Raw genomic sequence first — 23,474 nt, 5'->3', positions numbered from 1 at the left:
TTATTTCTTTAATAGATTTGAATAGTCCTGTGGTAATTCTGCATCAATATCTCTTAAGTATTTTTCTAAAGCTGTCATAGTGCTGTGACCTGTAATAAGCATTAACCTACTTTTTGCCTCAAAAGGCGAGGAGTCTTTAGCCATTGCTCTGTATAGTCTTGTAATAAAGGTATGTCTAAAACTATATAAGGTATAATCTTTATTAAAACCTAACTCCTTTTTTACAGCCGAAAAACGCTTACCAAAATTGGTTCTTCTATTTACCTCTGTAGCATCCCATTGACTTCCAATTTTGTTAGGAGTAAACAATAGGTCTTCTGGTTGGCATTTTGAAAGATCAGGCAGTTCTTCAAACAAAATGTCTGGTATGAGTTTAGTCTTTAAAACTTTATTCTTGGCTTCAAATTTTAGAGTCTTTTCATCAAAATTGATATCCTTAATTTTCAATCGACAAACTTCTAAAGGTCTTAGAAAGTTATACGAAATGAATTTAATGTAGAGTAGGAGAATTGGATCTTCCTTTTCTAGGTGCGTAAAAATACGCTCTTGCTCCTTGTCTGTATAGGTTTTGTGTCGTTGAGGTTTAGACTTTAGCGATTTAATACTCTTAATAAAATTACGCTCTATAATTTCATTATCCTCTAAAACCTGAAAAATTGTACTAAACACCGTTTTGTAGTTATTTCTATTTCTTGGAGAGGATTGAAGCTGTACCTCATTAAGAAATTCTAGGACGTGCTTTTTTTCTAAATGCTCAATATGTGTTATTGCTTTATGTCTTTTTTTAAGCCATCTGTGAAATTTATAGATACGAGATGTATAGTCTTCGAGTGTTTTTGCTTTGGTGACGTTGGTTTTTAGCTCTAATGCACGGTTAAAAGCGTCTAAAACCTTTGGTGACAAGGGTTTTGGTGGTTTTTGCTTTTCTGGATTTTGTGTTGTTTTTTCAACAGTTTTTGGCTCTGTTTTGGGTATAACTTCAGAAACGTGTTCTTTTTCGTGTTCCTTCTGCGGTAAAGTTTCTGTAGATTTTAAAACTTGTTGATTTTCAATTATTTGTGTTTGTTTTTGAGTGTGCTTTTGGTAAAGTGATGTGTTGTCTTCAAACGGATTATACCCTTGTTTCAAAAACCGTAATAAACGCTTCTTATATAGACTAAGTACACTATAGCGCTCGGCTTTGGTTTTAAATCGATTTGCACCTCCGTAGATGTTTTTCATGCGTTTCATCTTTCCCGTCTCCGGGTTACGGTACGAAAAATAAACGTACCATCGCTTACTTAAATCTCCGTCTGCATCAAAAATTTTTGGAGGTGAGAATTTTCTTTTGTGTTCCAAATCGTGTTCTAAATCGTGTTCGTTTAAGAAGTCTAAGGTAATCAAATCATAAATAATACACATAAAAAAACGGTTTAGCGTGAACTAAACCGTTGATTTTGTGTAATTTAAGTTTTTGTAGCGAGATCGAGATTTGAACTCGAGACCTCCGGGTTATGAATCCGACGCTCTAACCAACTGAGCTACCTCGCCATTTTTGCGGTTGCAAATATATAAACAAAATTCAGTACCACAAACAATACATTCTAAAAAAAATATTTTTAGTCTAAAGTTTTGAATTGTATCATAATTGCATATATTGAGCAAATAATTAAATGCTTCTATGGACGATAAAGAAAAATATGAAATGGAGTTTGTTATTCAAGCATCTCCATCTTTAATTTACCAATATATATCTACACCTTCTGGCTTATCTGAGTGGTATGCCGATAATGTTAATTCTCGCGGAGAACTATTTACTTTTATTTGGGATGGCTCAGAAGAACAAGCCAAATTACTTACCAAAAAGAGTGGTGAACGTGTGAAATTTAGATGGATTAGCGATGAAGAGGATGGCGCAAGCTATTACTTTGAAATTAGAATCCAAGTGGATGAGATAACCAAAGATGTATCTCTTATGATTACAGATTTTGCTGAAGAAGACGAAATAGATGAAGGTAAAATGCTTTGGGAAAATCAGATTTCTAGTCTAAAACAAGTTTTAGGCTCAAGGTAACCCGTAACTAACTCAACTATTATATCTTTGTCTCGGTTTAATTTAAAAAACTAAATCGAGACTTTTTTTATGGTAAATTTTAATGGAAATCTTGTAAGCTCTCAAGACACTTTGTTCACTTCAGAAAATAGAGGCTATAAGTATGGTGATGCACTTTTTGAAACTTTAAAAGTGGTTAATGGTAAAATCTTTTTTTGGGAAGATCACTATTTTAGATTAATGGCATCAATGCGTATAATTCGTATGGATATTCCTATGAGTTTTACTATGGAATTTTTAGAAAATGAAATTCTTAAAACTATTGAGGCTAACGACTTATTAAGTTCTTCAGCACGAGTAAGATTAAATATAGATAGAGGTGAAGGCGGTAAGTATTTACCTTCAGAAAATTCAAAAGTTACCTATAGTATTATTACAGAAGCGTTTGATGAACCTTTTTATACAGTTAAAGAAGGTCAAACATATGAAGTTGATTTGTACAAAGACTTTTTTATAGCGCCTGGTTTACTTTCGGGTTTAAAATCTAATAATAAAGCGATTCAGGTTATAGGAAGTATTTATGCTAAAGAGAATGATTTAAACAATTGTTTAGTACTTAATACCAATAAATCCGTTATTGAAGCGTTAAATGGAAATTTATTTTTAGTTAAAGGAGATAAAATTAAAACTCCACCATTAGAAGATGGTTGCCTAAAAGGTGTAATGCGAAAACAGGTTTTAGAAGTATTATCTAAAGATGTTAATTTATACATTGAAGAGGCATCTATTAGTCCTTTTGAACTTCAAAAAGCAGATGAGTTATTTATTACTAATGTAATTCAAGGTATTATTCCTATTACAAAATATAGAAAGAAAACTTATGGGTGCCAATTGGCTAAGGATCTAACAAATAAATTAAACGCTAGGATAAGATTAGGTGCTTAATTATAACTAGGATTTTCAGGTGCATTAGACCATATTTTATAGTCACCACCAAGCTCTAGCATTTTTTCGCGCCAAAAAGAATTACAAGACTTTGCAATAATCTCATTATTGTATATGTTCTCAGAAACAAGCCATGCATTAGATTCTAGCTCGTTATCTAGTTGCTGTTCTGCCCAACCAGAGTAGCCTAAAAAGAATCTAATATCGTCTTTGGATATCTTATTGTTATTTATGAGTTCTATGACAACGTTAAAATCACCTCCCCAAAAAATTCCATTAGAGATCTCTATACTATCAGGAATTAATTCTGGCGATTTATGAATAAAATACAGGTTATCCTGTTCTACAGGCCCACCATTGTAGACCTTAAAGTCAGAGTCTGTACCTTCAATAAGGTCTTTTAAGTTATACTCTAAAGGTTTGTTTAGAATAAACCCAACAGAACCCAAAGCATTATGATCTGCTAAAAGAATCACTGCTCGGTTAAACGAAATATCTCCGATTATGGATGGTTCTGCAATTAACAAATTGCCTTTTTGGGGTTTAATCATTATAAAAATGTGCTTTTTCTTAACTAAATCTAAAGTTTTTTTAGGAATTAAACAACTTTAGTAGTATTAAAATTATAGCAAAAATAAAGCCTGCTCATTGAGCAGGCTTAATATTTTTAAGAAAAAAACGTCTTAGTTTACAGCGTTGCTTAAATCAGAACCTGCTTTAAACTTTACTACATTTTTAGCTTTAATCTTGATAGTCTTACCAGTTTGAGGGTTTCTTCCATCTCTAGCAGCTCTTCTAGAAACTGACCAAGATCCAAATCCTACTAAAGAAACTCTGTTTCCTTTTTGTAAAGCACCTTCAATATCAATTAATAAAGAATCTAACGCTTTTTTAGCAGCTGCTTTAGTAATTCCAGCATTCTCTGCCATACCATTGATTAAATCTGTTTTGTTCATAAATTTTAAATTTAAATTGTTAAATATTCAGTTTTTAAAAAAAAGATTTTTAAAAATCCGTACACAAATTTATCAGTAAAATTAAGCCACGCAAGTAATAGCAAGGGAAATCGGCGATTTTGTTAATAAATCATGCTATTTGTTAATAAAGCTGTGCATTTTGTCGAAATTTTCACGATCTCAATAATAACAAGGCTTTACAGAAGTTTAGAGTTTTTAGAAAATTCAAAACCATTTAATAACGATTTTACATCCATTTTTCGTTTGCCTGGCAACTGCATTTCTTTCACTTTTATGTAACCTCCTTGGCATGAAACTTTTAGTTCATTTTTGTCTGAAAAAATTAAACCTGCTTCAAAATTATGAGGTTCATAGATCTTTTCTACTCCATAAAGTTTCACCGAAAGTGGTTTTTCTTCTTCATTATCTAGATAGCACCAAGCGGTAGGAAAAGGATTTAAACCTCTTATCTTATTATATATAGTATCTAAATCTTCAGACCAGTCAATTTTACAATTATCACGATTAAGTTTGTAAGCTGTTTTTAAGTCTTCAGATTTAGGTTGTATTGTTGTTGTTGCATTTCCTTCTTCTATAAGTTTTACTGTTGTTACAACAAGTTTACTTCCTATAGCCATAAGCTCATCATGTAATTGACCTACGGTAGTATCTTCTTTTATATTGGTTTCTTCACTGAGTATTATGGCTCCTGTGTCAATTTTTTCGTCAATAAAAAATGTTGTAACTCCGGTTTTCTTTTCACCATTTATAATTGCCCAATGTATTGGTGCTGCTCCTCTGTATTGTGGTAAAAGTGAGGCGTGTAAATTAAAGGTGCCAAACTCAGGCATTTGCCAAACAACTTTAGGTAGCATTCTAAACGCAACAATAATTTGTAGGTTAGCTTTAAGGGCTTTTAATTCCTCAATAAAGGATTCGGCTTTAAGATTTGTGGGTTGAAGTATGTTTAAGTTGTGCTTTTGCGCAAATTCTTTTACAGCAGAAGATTTAAGTTTTTGACCACGACCAGCTTTACGATCTGGAGCAGTTATTACGCCAACAACATTATAATTATTATCCAATAATGCTTTTAAGGTTGCAACAGCAAAATCTGGTGTACCCATAAAAACAATTCGTAAATCGTGTTTTTGTGTCATAGTATTGTATATGTATTAGCGTCTGTGATTTTTATTTTTTTTGTTTCGATGAGTGTTTTAAGCGCTTCTATTAGTTCTGTTTCGGTACAAGTAATAGCCTGTAGTAGTTGGCGCGAAGATAAATCTTCTTCGCCTAAAATATCTAGAATTTTGCTAGCAAGATTACCATTTGTTTTAGCTAGTGGCTTGACTTTTTTTTGAACACATACTGAGCATAAACCACAATCTTCTTTTGGTTTTTCGCCGAAGTAGGTGAGTAGTTGATTGTTTTTGCAAACACTATTGTTGTTAACGTAATTAATAACCGAAGCAACTTGTTGGTGTTTTAGCATGTGTTGCTGCTCAACGGTCTTTATTATTGGGTTTATGGTAATGCTATCTTCACGAGGCTTTAAAAACGTAATTTCAGAGTCTGTATTTGCCATTTCTAGGCTAATGATTTCGTCTTTCTCTAATTGTTGTAATTGGTAGATTACTTTTTTTTCTGATATACCAGATTTGTCTATTACCAAGTTTAGGTTCACTTTTGTTTCATAATCAAAAATGCCACCATATGTACGCAGTAAGACCTTAACCAAGGTGTTAAAATCCAGGTGCCTTTCTAAGTACTGAAACAGCGTATTGTTAGATATTAAAAACTGAATTTTAGTTCTAAAATTAAAATGTTGAGTTAGTGCTATAATAGAGTTTCGGTCTAAAACAGTAAGTGTATTGTAAGTAATGCTTGGATTTAATTTGTAAGTGGCACAAAATGTTTTAAAATCGAATTGAAAGGTGCTGTTTTCTCCTTCACCATATGCAATTTGAAAATAGTTACACAGCTTCTTATAAATGGTTTTTACATATTCTGAAGATGGTAATGTGCTTAAAAATTGCTGTTTTAAGTGATCCTCATCTATAGTTTGTTTTAAGATTGTGGCACTTGCTAACTGACCATCTCTTCCAGCTCTTCCTGCTTCTTGATAATAACTCTCTAAACTCTCTGGTAAATTAAAATGAACTACGTTTTTTACGTTAGGTTTATCAATTCCCATACCAAAAGCCGTTGTGGCTACCATAATAAGCTTTTGCTCGCTAAGCCATAGCTGTAGACGTTCATTTTTTTCTTTATTAGTAATGCCTCCATGGTAAAAGGTTGACGAAAACCCTTGGGCTTCTAAATAATTACTAATATCTCTTGTAGCTCGTCTGTTTCTTGCATATACAATAGAGCTGCCTTGATTTTTGTTTAAAATATGCTTTAACTGAAACAATTTGTCTTCAGTTTCAATAACTTGATAAGCAATATTATTTCTTGTAAAAGAAGCCTTATGTATTTTAGGAGCTACAAAATCTAAGTTGGTTACAATATCATCTATAATGCTATATTTTGCAGAAGCAGTAAGTGCAATACAGTTTGCTTGTGGATGTATCTGTCTTAGGCTAGCAATATTTTTGTAAGCAGGTCTAAAATCATTTCCCCATTGGCTTATACAATGAGCCTCGTCTACAGCAATAAGGTTTACACGCATTTGCTCTATACGCTCTTGTACTAACGGTTGTTGCAAGCGCTCGGGAGACAGGTATAAAAATTTGTAATTACCATAAATGCAATTGTCTAATTGCGTGTCTAAATCTTTATAAGACATGCCAGAAGTAAGTGCTATGGCTTTTATACCTTTTTGTTTTAGAGTAGTTACCTGATCTTTCATTAAGGCAACAAGTGGTGAAACCACAATACAAATACCCTCTCTCATTAAAGCAGGAATCTGAAAACAAATCGATTTTCCACCACCAGTTGGTAACAAAGCAAAGGTGTCTTCGTTTGCTAATACAGAATTGATAATGTCTTCCTGTAATGGTCTAAAAGAAGTGTAATTCCAATAACGTTCTAAAACTTCAATAGGATGCATTACTACAAATTTAAGACCTCTAAAATAAAATCTGTACGTTTTTCTATAGTTTCAAACGGAACATCAATTAATTGATAGCCAAACTTCATATATGTTTTTAGAAGGTGATGATGTATTTCTATGGCTTGTTCAAAATTTTCATAGCGTTCGCTGTCACTTGTGAAAATCTCTTGCCAAGGCGCAAGTACAAACACATGGTCGTAGTTATTGTTTTGAGATGAATCTTCAAAATATTGAGGATAGTCATCTCCAATATAATCCATGTAAGCCAAAATGTCTGGTATACCTCTGTCTAAAAAAACAGCATTTACATTTTCTTTAGAAGCATCATTATACTGTTGCATTCTACCTTCTAAAAGTTTTTCGCTAAAGAGCAGAGGTTCAGTTAAAAAAAGCTGTTCTATACCATCTTTTCTAGCTTGTAGCGTTACCTCTCTAGAGATTTCATCATAGCATAAAAAACCTCGGCTTTTTAAGTGATTTATTATTGAAGATTTTCCGGTACCAGGACCACCTGTAATTACTATTTTCTTTGGACTCAAATTGGCAGTATTTTTGCAGTAAAAATCGTGATAAAATATTAAAACCAAAAATGCAAAGTAAGATGTATCTTTGTATTTATAAAAATTGATAATGGATAAGAATAAAAAATCAGAAGAATTTTACAAGAAATTAAAAAGCCAATTACAAGACACAGCGCTTTGGCCAACAGAATATTTATATAAGTTTATTGTAGATTCTGATCCCTCAAAAATTGAACAAATAAAGTCTTTGTTTAACCATTTGGGAGCAGTGATAAATACAAGGCCTTCTAAGAATGGTAAATACACAAGTGTTTCTGTAAATGTTAGAATGAAAAACCCAGACGAAGTCATTGCAAAATATAAAGAAGTAGGAGAAAAAGTAGAAGGTGTAATTTCCCTATAAAATTTCTTCTAAGCTAGCTATTTTTTTGTACTTTGCGACAAAACCTAGAAACTTCAGGTTTATATAATTTACTACACATTTTATATTTTGATTGATAATTTAGAATACAACACTGAGCGCGAGCATTTAATAATACCAGAGTATGGACGTCATCTGCAAAAAATGATAACTCATGCTAAGACGCGCGAGACAAAAGAAGAACGAAACAAACTGGCAAAAGCTATTATTTCTGTGATGGGAAATCTTCAGCCTCACTTAAGAGATGTGCCAGATTTTCAGCATAAGTTATGGGATCAGCTTTTTATAATGGCCGATTTTGAACTAGATGCAGATTCGCCTTACCCAAAACCTTCTCGCGAAGAATTATCAGCTGGACCAGATCCTCTAAAATACCCTCAAAACCATCCTAAATACCGTTTTTATGGTAACAACATAAAGACAATGATAGATGTAGCTATTACTTGGGATGATGGTGATATGAAAGAAGCGCTAATTTATACGATTGCAAATCATATGAAGAAGTGTTATCTCAATTGGAATAAAGATAGTGTAGAAGATAACGTTATTTTTGATCATTTGTTTGAATTATCAGGTGGTAAAATAAACCTGAAAAACAGTGAAGAGGACTTAAGTGATTCTTCTAGCTTATTGCGTACTAAGACAAAGTATGGCAATAAAAGCAATTCTAAAAAGTCTAAAAAGAAATATTCTAACAACAGAAAACGTTACTAATAACGAATGGGTACATTTAAAATAGAAGGCGGACATCAGTTAAAGGGTTCAATAAAGCCTCAAGGTGCTAAAAATGAAGCCTTGCAAATTCTTTGTGCAGTATTATTAACTCCAGAGACTGTTATCATTAATAATATTCCAGATATTATCGATGTTAACAAGCTTATTGCTTTACTAAAAAAGCTAGGTGTTAAAATAGAAAAATTAGGAAAAGGCTCTTACAGTTTTAAGGCTGATGATGTCAATTTAAAATATTTAGAATCAGCAGAATTTAAAGAAGACGGTAAAGGTTTACGAGGCTCTATTATGATTGTCGGACCTTTATTAGGGCGTTTTGGTAAAGGATACATTCCAAAACCAGGAGGAGATAAAATTGGTCGTCGTCGTTTAGATACCCATTTTGAAGGTTTTATTAATCTTGGAGCTAAATTTAGATACAACAGAGAAGATTATTTCTATGGTGTAGAAGCAGATGAACTACAAGGAACCTATATGCTTTTAGACGAAGCTTCTGTGACCGGAACAGCAAATATTGTTATGGCTGCTGTTTTGGCAAAAGGACAAACTACAATCTATAATGCAGCTTGCGAACCATATTTACAGCAGTTATGTAAGATGCTAAATAGAATGGGAGCCAAAATCTCTGGTATAGGATCTAATATGCTTATTATTGATGGTGTAGAAAGCTTAGGTGGTACAGAGCACAAAATGCTACCAGATATGATAGAAATTGGTAGTTGGATTGGTTTAGCTGCTATGACAAAAAGTGAGCTTACCATAAAAGATGTAAGTTGGAATGACTTAGGGCAGATTCCTAATGTTTTTAGAAAACTAGGAATTACCGTAGAGCAGCAAGGAGATGATATTTTTATTCCTGCGCACACAGAAGGGTATCAAATTCAGAATTATATAGATGGTTCTATACTTACAATTGCAGATGCTCCTTGGCCAGGTTTTACACCAGATTTATTGAGTATTGTTTTGGTAATAGCAACACAGGCTAGAGGTGAAGTTTTAATACACCAAAAAATGTTTGAAAGTCGCTTATTCTTTGTAGATAAGTTGATAGATATGGGAGCTAAGATTATTCTTTGCGATCCGCACAGAGCAACTGTTATAGGTCATGATTTTAAATCGCAATTAAAGGCAACAACAATGACATCGCCAGACATTAGAGCTGGTATATCATTATTAATAGCAGCATTATCTGCAAAAGGAACATCTACAATTCATAATATAGAACAGATAGATCGTGGTTACGAGGACATTGATGAACGTCTTAGAGCAATAGGTGCTAAGATAGAACGTGTTCCTGGTAATTAATAGATTATCATGAATAAGAAAATTAAAAGCTTCAATTATATAATTGAAGCTTTTTTATTATTGCAAAACCCTGAGTTTTAATTCAGGGTTTTTAAAATTGTTTATTGAAATGGTTATTTCTTATAAGACATGGTGTCTTGAGTTTGTAACGTTCAGATTTTGAATTTATTGTGTGCATTTGTAATTATTTTAAAGCCGATTTATAAGTCGCCAAACAGCGCTCTCTGGCTTCTTTATGATCTACCATAGGTTTAGGGTAAGTGAGTTCTTGATAGTCTGGTACCCATTTTTTTATGTATTTATGGTCTTTATCAAATTTCTGAATTTGAGTTGTCGGATTAAATATTCTAAAATAAGGAGCAGCATCTACACCAGAACCTGCTACCCATTGCCAATTACCAACATTACTTGCCATTTCGTAGTCATGAAGCTTTTCTGCAAAATAGGCTTCGCCCCAACGCCAATCTATAAGTAAATGTTTGCACAAAAAGCTACCAACCAACATGCGCACTCTATTGTGCATAAAACCTGTTTCGTTTAGCTCACGCATTCCAGCATCAACCAAAGGATAACCTGTTTTTCCTTCACACCATTTTTTAAAATCATCTTCATTATTTCGCCATTCTATACGATCGTATTTTTTCTTAAAGGCTTTGTCTTTTGTATGCGGAAAATGCCATAGGATTTGCATAAAAAACTCACGCCAAATCAGTTCTTGCCAAAAGATTTCATTTTTTTCGGCTATGGCTTTTTTTACCATTTTACGAACACTTACGGTTCCAAAACGTAAGTGAGGTCCTAAACGAGATGTGCCATCTTTAGCTGGGAAATTTCGTGTGTCTTCGTAATTTTGAATGAGGGTTGGTGTAACATCATAATCTGCAATCTCTTGGCTAGACGTTGTAAAACCTATATCTGATAAACTTAAATTTGGCAAGCGTGTTTGTGCTATTAAATTGTCTAGATAGTTGTTGGTGTAAAAAATTTCTAAATCAATTGTTTTGAATTTTTCCTTCCATGTACGCATGTATGGTGTGTAAACAACGTATGGATCACCATCGTTTTTTACGACTTCGTTTTTTTCAAAAATCACTTGATCTTTGAAGGTTTTAAATTCAATATTTTGTGCTTCTAAAAAGGATAGAATTTCTTCATCACGCTCTTTAGCATAAGGCTCATAATCATGGTTAGTGTAGACGGTATCAATATCAAAATCCTCAGTAAGTTGTTTGTAGATTTCAAGTGGTTTGCCGTGATATATGGCAATACTGCTGTTATGCTTGTCTTGCAAGGTTTGTCTCATATTTTGCAAGGTTCGGTGTATAAAGATAACACGAGCATCGTCTTCTGGTAATTTATCTAATATTTCAGAATCGAAAATAAAAATTGGTAAAACAGGATGCTCGCCTTTTAAGGCTTCATAAAATCCTACATTATCATCTACTCTAAGGTCTCTACGAAACCAAAATACATTTACTGCTTTGCTCATATTAATATTTTCCGAAAAGCGCTTCAAGCTTTGTTGTTCTGTAATTAAAAATTTCTTCAAGTTTTGGTTTTACCAAAAAAGGATGCACCATTTGCCCTAAGATTCCCATAGGAACTTTATAATCTACAATATCTTCCATTTCTACACCACCTTCAATTGGCTTTATAAAATGCTTATGATGCCAAAGTGCATAAGGACCAAAACGTTGTTCATCTACAAAATATTTTTTGTCCTTAACGTGTGTGATTTCTGTAACCCATTTTGTTTTAATACCTAAAACAGGTGTAACAATATATTGAATAATTTGCCCAGGAAACATAGGTCTGTCAGCACCAGAAAGTATATGAAAGCCCATATAATCTGGAGTAATGGTTTTTAAATTTCTTGGATCAGATAGAAAATTCCATGCTTCGTCTACAGAGATTGGTAAATTCTGTTTTTTGTGTAGAGTGTAAATTTTCATGATTAATTATTTAAAACAATGTAGGCATTGAGCGATGTTGCTATGCACAACCAAATGATGTAGGGCAGAAGTAGATATTTGGCATATTTGAGCCTATCGCTTCTAAATGTGATGAAAAAATAAAGAATGACCAAGGTTAGTAGAATTATAACTCCAAGTCCAACAGTTGTTAAGTGCTGATTAAAAAAGACGAAGTTCCAGCCAACATTCAAAATGACCTGAAAAATATATATCATCCATAAATATTTTGAGGCTCTTAATATAAAGAGCTCTGCTAAATACCAAGAAAAGCAAGCCATAATGGTACTCCAAGCTACGCCAAAAAGCCAACCAGGAGGAGTCCATGGAGCTTTATTCAGACTTAAATACCAATCGGATGTTGGTCCATTATCCATCAGCCAAACTCCTAATGCTAAACCTCCAAAGTTGATGACTAAAAACAGTATGAGATATTGGATTTTTTTCATCAAAAATTAAAGTTTAAAACTTACAATGCCACAATCCATTTCAAAAATTTGTCCAGATAACGATGAAGCTTTATCAGACAATAAAAACTTAGCCATGTCAGCAACTTCTTCAGGTTGAAGGATTTTCTTTAGAGGATGACGCTCGTTCATTTTTTCAATCATACTGTCATTCCTTAAGAGTTTTGAAGCCAATTCTGTGTTAGTTACTGTTGGTGCAATTGCATTAACACGTACCGTTGGCGCTAATTCTGCTCCTAAAGATTTTGTTAAGCCTTCAACCGCTGATTTTGAAGCAGCAACACTTGCGTGAAAAGGCATTCCTAATTTTGCAGCAACTGTACTAAATAGCACAATAGAAGGATTATTTCCTTTCTTTAATGCTGGTAAATATTTTTGAATTGCCTTTACAGCACCTATGACATTGAGGTTAAAATCATCTTGAAAATCCTCAATACTCAAACGATTAATGGGTTTAAGATTAATGCTTCCAGGACAATACACTAAACCATCTGCGCTTTCAATATCAGGTAAGTCATCTGTGAGAATATCACAGGAATAATGCGTTATATTACCACCAGAAATTGCAGGCTCAGTTCTACTGATATTAACAATGTTATCATAAGAAGAAAGCAAAGACGAAATTAAGGCTTTGCCAATGCCTTTGCTTCCTCCAATAACAATTATAGTTTTCATTATGCTGCAGTTAAAGGCTTACCTTTCAGACGTTTTTCGATCTTTTGTTTTATAACCGTAAGGCGCTTCATAAGATCCATAAGTTTTTGGTCTTTTTTCTTTTTATAAACCTCGTTTACACCAAGGATAATATCTTTTGCTTCTCTTGCAGCTAAAATTCTGTCGCTTGTTGTCTTGAATGAAAACTTTCTGTTTTCAAATTCTTTGGCTTGATCTAATATATCCATAACTTAATTATTTATATAATTTTGAATTTCATTGATTTTTTCTGGTGTATTAAAAATTCCACCATAATAGGTCGTTACTGTTGTAGATGTGTCATCTTGAACACCTCTTGACGATACACAAAGGTGTTTGGCATCTATAATTACAGCAACATCTTCGGTTTCTAAAACCGTTTTTAGTTCGTTAGCAATCTGATTGGTTAATCGTTCTTGTACCTGAGGTCTTTTGGCGTAATACTGAACAATTCTATTAAGTTTAGAGAGTCCAATAACTTTTCCTGAAGATTTGTAAGCAATGTGTGCTTTTCCAATAATTGGTACAAAATGATGTTCGCAGTTAGAATAAAATGTAATATTCTTTTCTACCAACATTTGGTTGTATTGATATTTATTATCGAATAATGCAACTTTAGGTTTATTTTGAGGATCTAAACCCGAAAATATTTCTTCAACGTACATTTTAGCTACACGGTCTGGTGTGCCACTTAGAGAATCATCTGTAAGATCTAAGCCTAGTACATCCATAATTTCTGAAAATAAAATAGAGATTCTGCTCTTTTTTTCTTCATTAGACATATCGAAAGCATTTGCTTTCATTGGTGTTTCTAAGCTGGTGAATAAGTGGTCGTCACCAATGGCTTCTGTGCTAAAACCATTAAGTTTTTGACCATTGTTTTTGGAAATTGCTTTTGTATTCATAGCATCTTTTTAATGTGCTGTCTTTAAGTACTCCAAGCTTAAATCAAAGCACGTGTTAACGTTTTGAAATAGAGTTATTCGTTATTGTTTTTTGACGCGAGCATTTAAATCTGCCTTTGTCAAATGTTCGTTTCTTTGTGTGTTTAGTTGCTCTTCCTTGTACGCGTTTTCGCCATAATCTAAAGCTACTTGGCTTTAATTCTTTTCGCATTAAAGTGATGACTTCTTGCTCTTTTAAATCGAATTGAAATTTTATCGCTTCAAAAGGTGTTCGGTCTTCCCATGCCATTTCAATAACCCGATCAATATGTCTTTGTGTTAAATCCATAAGGTGTCAGGCATTTTATAAAGCATGTCATGCTTTGTCTTTTGGTCGATTAACTTGTCAAAAAATTTCTTATTTTCTTTAAAAGTTTTGTTAGCTCTAAAGTGCACAAATTTTCCTTGCGCATGTATGCTAGAACCATTGATTTTATAAATAACCAAATGGTAATAAGGTATAATCCAAGTAAAGTTTTTTAAGCCTTTTGTAATATGAATTAGAATGCCTTTTGGTCGTAGTTCTATATTACCATAGTTAATATCTGACACTATGTTTAGCACTTGTTGTAAATTAGGACTAACTTCATCTACAATCATACGCTTAGAACCTACACCTCTTAATTTCAATTTCTGTACCAAACAAAAAGGACTGCCAACAAGGTCTGCAATGATTTGTTTGTGTTCAGAATTATAATGTGTAGTATCTATTAGCATACTCAAATATACAAAATGTTTAACCTTTATTTTAAAAAGTTAAACAAAAATTAACAAGGAATTATGATTGTACTATTTTTACAGTGAGAGCAGAGCCGTTTAGTTGTTTCGTAAAAGGCTGTTTCTGTCTTTTAGAGTATGTCGTTTTAAAATGCGAAAACTTTCTTTTACAACATCAGGATCTTTCTTCATATTCCATAAAATATCGCTGGCACGCTTTCTGTTTTCTTTAATATCTACAATGGGTTTTGGGTAGTCTTCGCCTAATTTAAAGTTGTATAAGCCTTGCTCTAATTCGGTCATTAGGTAAGGTTCATGAATAAAAGGCACATCTAAATGTGCAAGTTCTGGCACCCATTTTTTTATAAACTCAGCATCAGGATCATGCTTTAGTCCGTTTAGTGTTGGGTTGTATATTCTCAAATTATTTATTCCGGTTTCACCAGCTTGCATTTGCAATTGCGGAAAATGAATACCAGGTTCAAAATCTAAAAATTGTTGCGATAAATGTTCTGAAGCATTTTGCCAAGGTTGCCATAAAATATGTGTAAAAAACGAGACGAGCATGGCACGCATTCTAAAGTTTACGTAACCTGTCTCTACTAAACAACGCATACTTGCGTCTACTAGAGGGAAACCTGTTTGGCCTTCCTTCCATGCTTGTTGGTATTTTAAAGAAATACTCTTTTTTAATTTGTGATACCCTTTGTTAACACTTTCGTTTTCCATGGTGTGTTCCATTTCAAACTTTTGAATGAAATGGGCTTGCCACCGTAATCGTGATAAAAAACCGCCAATATGTCGTTTATCCTTGCTCTGTTCTTTAATATTTTGAGCTTTTTGAAAAATCTGTCGGATAGAAACATTTCCCCAAGCAATATAAGGCGAAAGCCTACTACAACTCGTACGCGATGCTTCTGGTTTTGATATGTTGAACATGTAGTCTTTATGACGATTTTCAAAAAATGACGAAGCATATTTCCATGCGATAGAACTTCCTCCTTTTTGAAATAAAGAGTCTTTTGGTGTGTCTAAGTTTGTAACTGTTAGTACACTTTCTAGTTTTGAAATAGCATGAAGGCTTATTAACTGATTGTCTTCTGGATGAAACTCTAGAAGTGGTTGACTAATATAGTCTTCCCATTGTTCTAACCAGTTGTCTCTATTGGTTAGTCCACGCTCTACACCATTGTTTTTACTTTCGTTCCAACGGATGAAATTGTTACGACAATAACGTGTAAATTCTTTATCTCTGTTGTATGTCACTAAAATACCAGTTTCAACATGAGAGAAAATGGCATCTATTTTATAGAATTCTTGAATTAAGTTAAATGCTGTTTGAATATCACTCGTAACGCTTAATATTTTGGTATTATATGGCTCTAATTGCTTGTTAAGGTCATTGATTGACTCTTTAATAAAATTAAAATGTCGTTCACTATAATGATTGTCGTTTAGTAAGATATGTTCAAACACATACAGCAGTAGCGTAGGTTTACCAGTGCTGAGCGCATTAGTAATGGCTTCATTATCCTGAAGTCGTAAATCGCGTTTTAGCCATACAACATTAATATGTGGTTTGTTCGTCATTATAGCGTGTTCAGGAATTTTTCTGCGTTATTAAAATGGTTTTCGAGAGTGTCTTTTTTCATACGATCAAGGTTGCCTAAAAGCATACCTAATCTAGGATTGCTATCAAAAAAATCACGATGTTTATCCATAAAGTTCCAGAACAAGCCATCCCAAGTGTCTTGCCATTCGCCTTTGCTGTAGTTACTCATTTTCATGATGTAGTTACTGCTGCTTATGTATGGTTTTGTAGACATTAAACCACCATCGGCAAACAGGCTCATGCCATACACATTCGGCACCATAACCCAATCGTAGGAGTCGATAAATAATTCCATAAACCATTGGTAAACTTCATCAGGATCGAACTCACAAAGCACCATAAAATTCCCAAGAATCATTAGGCGTTCTATATGGTGCGCATAACCTGTTTTTAGTACTTTTTTTATCACATCATCCACAGGTTTTATTCCTGTTGAACCGTCGTAAAATGATGCAGGGATTTTGCGATCAAAGTTCCAGAAGTTTTTAGTGCGCTCTTCTGTTCCTTTTACTTCGTAAACACCTCTTATAAACTCGCGCCAGCCTAAAATTTGCCTTACAAAACCTTCTGTTGAATTGATAGGTACGTCATTTTCTTTAGCATAAGCAATGGCTTTATCAATTACATCTGAAGGGTTTAGCAAACCAACATTAATTAATGGTGAGAGTAAACTGTGGTTTAAAAAATGTTCTTCCTTTACAATGGCATCTTCATACACACCAAATTCATGAAAACGATAGTCAAAAAATTGCTGTAACCACGCTTCAGAAGATTCAAAATCTATAGGATAATTAATGAAGTCATTCAGTTCACCATAATGATTGTCAAAATGTTTTTCTGTATACTTTTTTGCTTCCTCATAGTATTCTGACCGTTCAGGAAACTGAATATTTGGTGGTGTTTTGTCTTTTGGATATTTCTTTCGGTTTTCAGAATCATAAGTCCATTTGCCTCCTTCAGGTTCTTTGGAAACCATTAAAATGTCTCGATTTTTTCGTTGTTCTTTATAAAATGAAGTTTGAAAAAATTTCTTTTTTGAAGGTTTAAAAAATGAGCTGAGATCTTTTTTTGTATTGATAAACAGTGGACTTTCGTACCATTCAACTGTAATGTCTTTTGCCTTTGATTTAATACGCTTTTCTAGCCAATTGTCTGTTGGGTCAATAATATGAAGCGTTTCTGCACCACTGTCAATCAGTTTGGGTATCAATGTTCTGATGTCACTATCGTCTGAAGTTGCTTCAATATAATGAACAGTTTTACCTTTAGACCCTAAAAAATCACCGTAAGCTTTCATAGATGCTCTATGGAACGCTATTTTCTGTTTATGAAATTTATAGTGCTTAAAAAACAGATATTCTTCAATGAGGTAAATAGCTGCATCAATTTCTAGAATTGGTGAATCCTGAAATAATTGATGTGGAAATATTAATGCTGTTGCTTTCTGTTTCATATTTTAATTATTTACACCCCTAAGGTCCCCTCAAGGGGACATTTGTTCTCTAGTCATTTTTGAGTATTGTCCCCTTGAGGGGACTTTAGGGGTGTTCTCAAAACAAACTCGGTTGTAACCATAGGTTTCTAAATTTTCCATTGCTGTCGTAACGCTCGGCTTGCAATTGCACATTGAATTTACGATCACGAGGATCGTTACCAACTCCAGCTACATACATCCAATTGCTATAGTTGCTGTGCACATCATAATCGAGTAGGAGCGACTCAAAATACGCAGCACCTATACGCCAATCTAACTCTAGTTCTTTAGCAAAATAGGATGCTACGTTTTGGCGACCTCTATTACTCATCCAGCCAGTTTCTTTAAGTTCGATCATGTTGGCATTTACAAAGTCAGATGCTGTTTCACCATTTATCCATTGTTGAATTTGCGCTTGATTTGTAGACCAATTATAATCTTTGTTTAGTATGCCTTCGAGTTTAAAAATCTGGTTGCCATGCTTCAGAGAAATGTATTTGAAATAGTCGCGCCAAATCAATTCAAAAATTAGCCAGTAAGTCGATTGGTTTTTATAATGTTCTTTTTCAAATTCTTTTACTTTCCAAAAGATCGTTCTGGCAGAAATACTGCCATTAGCCAGCCAAGGCGAAAATTTTGAACTATAATCCTTGCCTACCAAACCGTTTCTCGTTTTCTTATAAAAACCTAATTTTTTGGTGTTGAAAAAATAGTCATCCAATCGGTTTTGGGCCGCAGTTTCACCACCTTTAAATGGAAATGCTGAGTGTGGATGTGTTTCAAAATTATTAAAGCCTAAATCTGAAAGTGTTGGAATTCTTGTGGTGTTTTCAATGCGATTGCTTTTTGGCAGTTTTGGTATTTCAACCTCAGGCCTAATACTGATGTATTTTTCTAATTTTTTTCTGAAAACTGTAAAGACTTGCGGTGTTTTAGAAATCTCAAAATTGATATCTTCAGGATGAAACAAAAATTGATTATAAATGTGATGCCAAGTCACGTTTTCAATGTTTGCTTTAACTGCATTTTCAGAGTCTATTTCTTCTTGTGTCCATTCCTTTTGAAGGTAAATGGCTTCAACATTTAATTTGTCGCAAAGTTTCGGAATTATTACTTCGGGATGCTCGTTATATACTAGTAATTCTATGTTGAGTTCACTGAGTTGTGTTTTTAAATCCTTAATGGTTTCAATTAAAAACTGTGCTCTAAATTTTTCTGTTTTTCTAAAACCAAAAGCATCAATTTGATAGTGTTTAGGATCGAAACAATACACACCAAAAACAGTATTGCCATTTTTAGTAGCTTCACTTAAAACAGCATTATCTATAGTTCTCAGGTCATTTCTAAACCAAATCAGATTTTTTGTGTCGTTCTTCTGCATTTTTCGCTACAATATTTTACGTTGTCCCAATTCTTTGCCCATTTTTTGCGCCAGATAAAAGGTCGTTCACAAACTGGACATATTTTTGTGGGCAGATGTTGCTTTTTTATACCTTTCATTTTTTATTAATCAAAGCGTTGATCATTCCGTTAAAAACAAAAGCGTGAAAGGGTAGAACTGCGTACCAATACAGCCGTCCCCAAATTCCTCTAGGTCTAAAAACAGCACGTTGGTAAAGTTGATTCTTTACAATTTTGAATTCTAACCAGGCTTCTCCAGGTAAGCGCATTTCAGCAAAAAGAAGTAGCCGCTTTTCGTCTTTATCGGCAAAGAGCACACGCCAAAAATCTAATGCGTCACCAGCTTCGAGATAGTTATCGTGTGTTCTTCCACGACGCAAACCAACTCCGCCAAAAATCTTATCGATATAACCTCTAATTTGCCAAAGTCCATTAAAACTGTACCAGCCATTACGGCCACCAATACTCCAAATTTTATTGAGTGTGTAAGTTTCATCTTGTACAGTTCTGTGCCTTATATCTTTAAAGCAACCATAGTTTGGAAGCTCAATATATTTTGAAAGTTGAACATTAAAACGTCCACTACTTATAGCGTCTTTCCAGCTGGATACAACAGCATTTTGTTCAATTTTTTGAAATGCTAGATTTACAGCTGTTTTGTAATCTACAGGCTCAACACCAATAATTTTATTGATGTTGCTAGGTTTGCCAATGACTTCAACCTTCATACTATCTACCAAAGCAGTAGCTAGTTTAAATGATGTAGAGGTTACAAAATACAACCAGAACGATGATAATTTGGGTGTTAAAACAGGTAGTGTTACAATGTAGCGTTTTAGCTCACGAACTTCGGCAAATTGAAGCAACATTTCCTTGTAGGTAAGGACTTCTGGACCAAAAATATCGAAGGATTTATTGTACAATTCCTCTTTGTCTAATCCGCCAGAAAGAAAAGCCAAAACATCTCGAATAGCAATAGGTTGTGTTTTGGTTTTTAACCATCGTGGAGTTATCATAAAAGGTAGTTTTTCTACAATGTCTCTTATGATTTCGAACGAAGCGCTACCACTACCAACTATAATTCCAGCTCTAAATGTGGTAAGTGCGTAGTGGTCTGACTTTAATGTGTTTTCAACTTGAAGACGAGATTTTAAATGTTTTGAAAGAGAGTTGTCGTTGACGATTCCGCTGAGATAAATTACTTGTTTGCAACGTGTGGCATTTACCAAATTCTTAAAATTCTGAGCGCACTGACGTTCTAAATCTTCAAAATCGTTTGAACTTGTAGACATAGAATGTATCAAGTAATAAGCAGCATCTATATCTTGAGGAATTTTGTTGGGTTCAGGATTTAAAAAGTCGAGTTTAATAAAGGAGCAAGAGGGATGATTTTCAATTTCATCTGGAATACGATTTAAATCACGAACACAACAAACGAGCTCATGCTCATCTTCTAAAAGCTGAAGTGCTAATCTTTTGGCAATATAGCCTGTTGTACCTGTGAGTAATATTTTCATAAAAGCCCCTTTTAATTCCCCAAAGGGGAAATCATATTGTTTCATTTGTCACTTTGAGCGCAGTCGACATGTCATTGAATTAAATAACTTCAACTTTTTAAATTTTTATTGATTAGAAAGGTTCATTTTAGGTCTTTGATATTCTAAACGTGAGTTAGAACTTGGAACAGCATAAGCATCTAAACCATTAATTGCAGCAACGTTTCCTTTTGATAAATTGATAAAACCATCTTTCTCTAATAAGCCATCTTTTATATACAGTTTTTTGATTTTTCCTATCAATAAAATGGTGTCATTAGCTTTTATTGGGTATTCTTCTACATATTCCATTGCCAATTGTAATGGACAGTTTTTTACAAAGGGAGCTAAAAAATCGTCTTTATATTCTTCTTCTAGCTTGGTAACATCGAACTCTGAAATAGAAGCTTCGTATTTTGCAGAAGTGTGATGCGCATCTTCAATAATATGTTGATGAATATGATTTAACGTGAAAAAACCAGTTTCTTTAATATTATCATACGTGTTTCTAATAACTGTAGTTGGTCTCAGAAAAAAGCCCAGCAAAGCAGGATCTGATCCTAGATGCGTCACCGAACTAAACACAGCTACGTTGCTTATATCATCCTTACTTTTTGTACCAATGAGATTCGCAGACTTGTATCCAGAACAACTATTGATAAGGTTTATGCGGTATAAATGATGCATTTGGTTTATATCCTTGATATCAAATTCTATCATTTATAGCGTATTAAAGTTGTTGATTTTGATGTCTTTAGCTTTGAGGTCGAACATTAAGTTATAGAGCCCAAAGAAGGTTCTATTGATGTAAATAAAATGTTTAGAACCACGATTACCGTTCATGTTTCTCAATTCTGTACTCTTAGAATATTTTTGTCCCATTTCTGTAATTTTTCCGAAGAATTCCGCATCAGAAAAATCGAAAGTTTCCGAATGAAACGGTTGGGTAAACAAGCTTAAAAGTTCATGAAACATCGCTGTAAAAAAGGTGATTTCTTCTTCAGAATCATCTTTTCTTAAGATTTCTAGTTCGTAGAGTTTTTCTTTAAATTTTTCAGGATGATTGATGGTATCTTTTTCCGCAAGTTCAAAATAAGGTGTGTAAAATTCCTCAGGAATGGCTTTCATACAACCAAAATCTAAAGCAATTAAGTTGCCTTCCTCTGAAATCAAAAAATTACCAGGATGTGGATCGGCATGTACTTTTTTCAATTTATGAATTTGAAACATGTAGAAATCCCACAGCGCTTGTCCTAATTGATTGGATAATTCCTGATCTGTATTGTGTTGTACAAATTCAGAAAGATGCTCACCTTGCATGTAATCCATGGTGATAATGCGCTCTGATGAAAATGCTTCATAATAATCTGGAAACTTCAGATTTGGAATGTGTTGACAAGCTTCGGCAACAGCTTTACTTTGTTGTAACTCTAAGATGTAATTGGTCTCTTCGGTAAGTTTGTTTTCTACTTCTTTGAAATATTTATCAGAATCTTTGCCCTTAATATTAAACATCTTAATAGCAATTGGTTTTACCAAAGCTAAATCAGAAGCAATACTTTCTGCAACTCCAGGATATTGGATTTTCACAGCAAATTTTTTCCCATCCTTTTCGGCCAAGTGAACCTGGCCTATGCTTGCAGCATTTACTGAAGTTGCATTGAAAGTATCGAATAATTCTTCTGGGTGTTTCCCAAAATATTTTTTAAAAGTTTTAATAACCAAAGGCGCAGACAATGGTGGTACTGAGAATTGCGATAACGAAAATTTTTCTACGTAAGCCTGTGGTAAAATGCTTTTTTCCATACTAAGCATTTGTGCCACTTTTAGTGCGCTGCCCTTAAGTTGTTTTAGGCTGTCATAGATATCTTCGGCATTATTTTGGTTGAGACGTTCCTTGGCTTCCTCTTCGGATTTAGTGATTTTGTCTCCGTAATATTTTAAATAGTTAACACCAACTTTTGCACCTGTAGACACTAACTTCGTTGCTCTTGATATTTTTGAAACTGGAATTTTGTCAATCGTCTTCATACGTTCATTTTAAATTTTTCTTTGTAGATAAACTTTCCGAAGTCAATAAGGCTTTTTAATGGAGTGGTATCGATAAGATCGAAGCTGGTATTGACAGATTTTTCGATGAATACATCGGTTTTTTCGAATGCTTTAGAGGTGTCATCCATCCAAAACTTTATGGTCATCAATAGCTGAATCCAAGCGGATTCTTCTATGCTTCGCTTTTGAAGTTTTTCTAATTTTTCTTCTTTGAGATCTAGTGTTTTAATATCTAAGGTTGATATGTAATTGGTAAAACTAGATTTTAAACCTGATAGCGATTTAAGCGTCTTGAGTTTGTTTTTTTCTTTTTCAAGTGCATAATTTACATAGCTTCTGTTGGCTGTAAGCACTTCGAAAAAGGTGTAGTAGAAACTCAAAAGTTTGTTTCGCGCATCAAAAGATTGGTAGTCTTCGCTTTTTTGTAAGACCTCGTGCGTATTATTAAAAAAAGCTTTGAAAATGCTTCTTTCTAAGGCTTCAAAAGAATTGAAATGTTCGTAGAATTTTTGCTCTTCAAAATTGTTGTCTTTAGAAAAGACATACACAGATTTGGGTTGTTGGTTGTGCGTTAGCACATAATCCATGTATAATGCTATTAAATCTGCTTGCTCTATGTTTTTTTTCTTTGCCATTGTAATTGAT

General features: G+C 33.7%; 27 protein-coding genes and 1 tRNA gene. 5 read left to right on the top strand and 23 right to left on the bottom strand.

The annotated features are described in order from the left end of the window. Both P7122_RS11595 and P7122_RS11590 read right to left on the bottom strand, forming a co-directional pair. On the bottom strand, positions 1-1,401 hold the full coding sequence (locus tag P7122_RS11595) for a tyrosine-type recombinase/integrase (RefSeq protein ID WP_278005966.1): 1,401 nt from the start codon (positions 1,399-1,401) through the stop codon (positions 1-3). Positions 1,402-1,456: 55 nt separating this feature from the next. Beyond that, positions 1,457-1,530 (bottom strand) — tRNA-Met (locus tag P7122_RS11590). A 130-nt stretch (positions 1,531-1,660) separates the two neighbouring features. Between P7122_RS11590 and P7122_RS11585 the strand changes: the two genes are divergently transcribed. Together P7122_RS11585 and P7122_RS11580 are read left to right on the top strand one after the other, a co-directional pair. Continuing rightward, a complete protein-coding gene (locus P7122_RS11585; RefSeq protein WP_278005965.1) occupies positions 1,661-2,053 on the top strand; it encodes an START-like domain-containing protein in 393 nt (130 codons plus the stop codon). A 69-nt stretch (positions 2,054-2,122) separates the two neighbouring features. After that, positions 2,123-2,977, top strand: a complete 855-nt coding sequence (locus P7122_RS11580) for an aminotransferase class IV (protein ID WP_278005964.1) — start codon at positions 2,123-2,125, stop codon at positions 2,975-2,977. Here P7122_RS11580 and P7122_RS11575 read toward each other — a convergent pair. The 5 genes from P7122_RS11575 to P7122_RS11555 form a co-directional block, all read right to left on the bottom strand. Next, positions 2,974-3,528 (bottom strand): YqgE/AlgH family protein, encoded by a 555-nt coding sequence (locus P7122_RS11575; protein WP_278005963.1) that lies wholly within the window; start codon positions 3,526-3,528, stop codon positions 2,974-2,976. The genes P7122_RS11580 and P7122_RS11575 overlap by 4 nt on opposite strands. 132 nt (positions 3,529-3,660) lie before the next feature. Then, complete coding sequence (locus P7122_RS11570; protein ID WP_278005962.1) at positions 3,661-3,933, bottom strand: HU family DNA-binding protein; 273 nt, start codon at positions 3,931-3,933, stop codon at positions 3,661-3,663. Positions 3,934-4,130: 197 nt separating this feature from the next. Next, positions 4,131-5,090, bottom strand: coding sequence for a methionyl-tRNA formyltransferase (fmt, locus tag P7122_RS11565; protein WP_278005961.1), 960 nt, complete (start codon positions 5,088-5,090; stop codon positions 4,131-4,133). After that, entirely contained in the window at positions 5,087-6,982 is a 1,896-nt protein-coding gene (locus P7122_RS11560) for a RecQ family ATP-dependent DNA helicase (protein ID WP_278005960.1), read from the bottom strand. Before P7122_RS11560 ends, fmt begins: the two co-directional genes overlap by 4 nt. Positions 6,983-6,984: 2 nt before the next feature. Beyond that, positions 6,985-7,524 carry an AAA family ATPase gene (locus P7122_RS11555; RefSeq protein ID WP_278005959.1) on the bottom strand — a complete coding sequence of 180 codons (540 nt, stop codon included), beginning with the start codon at positions 7,522-7,524 and terminating at the stop codon, positions 6,985-6,987. Positions 7,525-7,615: 91 nt separating this feature from the next. On the opposite strand from P7122_RS11555, the gene P7122_RS11550 reads away from it, so the two are divergent. The 3 genes from P7122_RS11550 to murA all read left to right on the top strand — a co-directional run bounded on the left by P7122_RS11550 (position 7,616) and on the right by murA (position 9,964). Continuing rightward, positions 7,616-7,909 (top strand): DUF493 family protein, encoded by a 294-nt coding sequence (locus P7122_RS11550; protein WP_278005958.1) that lies wholly within the window; start codon positions 7,616-7,618, stop codon positions 7,907-7,909. Between the two features lie 87 nt (positions 7,910-7,996). Next, entirely contained in the window at positions 7,997-8,641 is a 645-nt protein-coding gene (locus P7122_RS11545) for a DUF4290 domain-containing protein (RefSeq protein WP_278005957.1), read from the top strand. A gap of 6 nt (positions 8,642-8,647) precedes the next feature. Then, on the top strand, positions 8,648-9,964 hold the full coding sequence (gene murA, locus P7122_RS11540) for a UDP-N-acetylglucosamine 1-carboxyvinyltransferase (RefSeq protein ID WP_278005956.1): 1,317 nt from the start codon (positions 8,648-8,650) through the stop codon (positions 9,962-9,964). A 184-nt stretch (positions 9,965-10,148) separates the two neighbouring features. On the opposite strand, the gene P7122_RS11535 is transcribed toward murA, so the two are convergent. The 16 genes from P7122_RS11535 to P7122_RS11460 form a co-directional block, all read right to left on the bottom strand. After that, positions 10,149-11,453 carry a cryptochrome/photolyase family protein gene (locus P7122_RS11535; RefSeq protein ID WP_278005955.1) on the bottom strand — a complete coding sequence of 435 codons (1,305 nt, stop codon included), beginning with the start codon at positions 11,451-11,453 and terminating at the stop codon, positions 10,149-10,151. A 1-nt stretch (position 11,454) separates the two neighbouring features. Continuing rightward, a complete protein-coding gene (locus tag P7122_RS11530) occupies positions 11,455-11,916 on the bottom strand; it encodes an SRPBCC family protein (protein WP_278005954.1) in 462 nt (153 codons plus the stop codon). A gap of 2 nt (positions 11,917-11,918) precedes the next feature. Continuing rightward, positions 11,919-12,383: a TspO/MBR family protein gene (locus tag P7122_RS11525; protein ID WP_278005953.1), complete on the bottom strand. Its 465-nt coding sequence runs from the start codon at positions 12,381-12,383 to the stop codon at positions 11,919-11,921. Positions 12,384-12,389: 6 nt separating this feature from the next. Further along, positions 12,390-13,076 carry an SDR family NAD(P)-dependent oxidoreductase gene (locus P7122_RS11520; protein WP_278005952.1) on the bottom strand — a complete coding sequence of 229 codons (687 nt, stop codon included), beginning with the start codon at positions 13,074-13,076 and terminating at the stop codon, positions 12,390-12,392. Further along, positions 13,076-13,303: a hypothetical protein gene (locus P7122_RS11515; protein ID WP_278005951.1), complete on the bottom strand. Its 228-nt coding sequence runs from the start codon at positions 13,301-13,303 to the stop codon at positions 13,076-13,078. The genes P7122_RS11520 and P7122_RS11515 overlap by 1 nt, the downstream gene beginning before the upstream one ends. Positions 13,304-13,306: 3 nt before the next feature. Further along, positions 13,307-13,999, bottom strand: a complete 693-nt coding sequence (gene folE / locus P7122_RS11510; protein ID WP_278005950.1) for a GTP cyclohydrolase I FolE — start codon at positions 13,997-13,999, stop codon at positions 13,307-13,309. A 55-nt stretch (positions 14,000-14,054) separates the two neighbouring features. Further along, a complete protein-coding gene (locus P7122_RS11505) occupies positions 14,055-14,327 on the bottom strand; it encodes a TIGR03643 family protein (protein ID WP_278005949.1) in 273 nt (90 codons plus the stop codon). Continuing rightward, positions 14,318-14,755 carry a hypothetical protein gene (locus P7122_RS11500; RefSeq protein ID WP_278006128.1) on the bottom strand — a complete coding sequence of 146 codons (438 nt, stop codon included), beginning with the start codon at positions 14,753-14,755 and terminating at the stop codon, positions 14,318-14,320. The genes P7122_RS11505 and P7122_RS11500 overlap by 10 nt, the downstream gene beginning before the upstream one ends. 99 nt (positions 14,756-14,854) lie before the next feature. Further along, complete coding sequence (locus P7122_RS11495; protein ID WP_278005948.1) at positions 14,855-16,345, bottom strand: cryptochrome/deoxyribodipyrimidine photo-lyase family protein; 1,491 nt, start codon at positions 16,343-16,345, stop codon at positions 14,855-14,857. After that, on the bottom strand, positions 16,345-17,820 hold the full coding sequence (locus P7122_RS11490) for a cryptochrome/photolyase family protein (RefSeq protein WP_278005947.1): 1,476 nt from the start codon (positions 17,818-17,820) through the stop codon (positions 16,345-16,347). Before P7122_RS11490 ends, P7122_RS11495 begins: the two co-directional genes overlap by 1 nt. Before the next feature lie 97 nt (positions 17,821-17,917). Further along, positions 17,918-19,222 (bottom strand): DASH family cryptochrome, encoded by a 1,305-nt coding sequence (locus P7122_RS11485; protein ID WP_278005946.1) that lies wholly within the window; start codon positions 19,220-19,222, stop codon positions 17,918-17,920. Then, the gene (locus P7122_RS11480) at positions 19,195-19,341 is read right to left on the bottom strand and encodes a DUF2256 domain-containing protein (RefSeq protein ID WP_278005945.1); all 147 of its coding nucleotides are present in this window, start codon (positions 19,339-19,341) and stop codon (positions 19,195-19,197) included. Before P7122_RS11480 ends, P7122_RS11485 begins: the two co-directional genes overlap by 28 nt. Next, on the bottom strand, positions 19,338-20,759 hold the full coding sequence (locus tag P7122_RS11475) for an SDR family oxidoreductase (RefSeq protein WP_278005944.1): 1,422 nt from the start codon (positions 20,757-20,759) through the stop codon (positions 19,338-19,340). Before P7122_RS11475 ends, P7122_RS11480 begins: the two co-directional genes overlap by 4 nt. 105 nt (positions 20,760-20,864) lie before the next feature. Next, complete coding sequence (locus tag P7122_RS11470) at positions 20,865-21,497, bottom strand: flavin reductase family protein (RefSeq protein WP_278005943.1); 633 nt, start codon at positions 21,495-21,497, stop codon at positions 20,865-20,867. Continuing rightward, positions 21,498-22,808, bottom strand: a complete 1,311-nt coding sequence (locus P7122_RS11465; RefSeq protein WP_278005942.1) for an ABC1 kinase family protein — start codon at positions 22,806-22,808, stop codon at positions 21,498-21,500. After that, positions 22,805-23,464: a TetR family transcriptional regulator C-terminal domain-containing protein gene (locus tag P7122_RS11460; protein ID WP_278005941.1), complete on the bottom strand. Its 660-nt coding sequence runs from the start codon at positions 23,462-23,464 to the stop codon at positions 22,805-22,807. The genes P7122_RS11465 and P7122_RS11460 overlap by 4 nt, the downstream gene beginning before the upstream one ends. Between the last annotated feature and the right edge of the window lie 10 nt (positions 23,465-23,474).

Origin of the sequence: Winogradskyella marincola, from assembly GCF_029624125.1 — a bacterium.
Classification (GTDB): domain Bacteria; phylum Bacteroidota; class Bacteroidia; order Flavobacteriales; family Flavobacteriaceae; genus Winogradskyella; species Winogradskyella marincola.
This window is presented reverse-complemented; position numbering and strand designations above follow the sequence as displayed.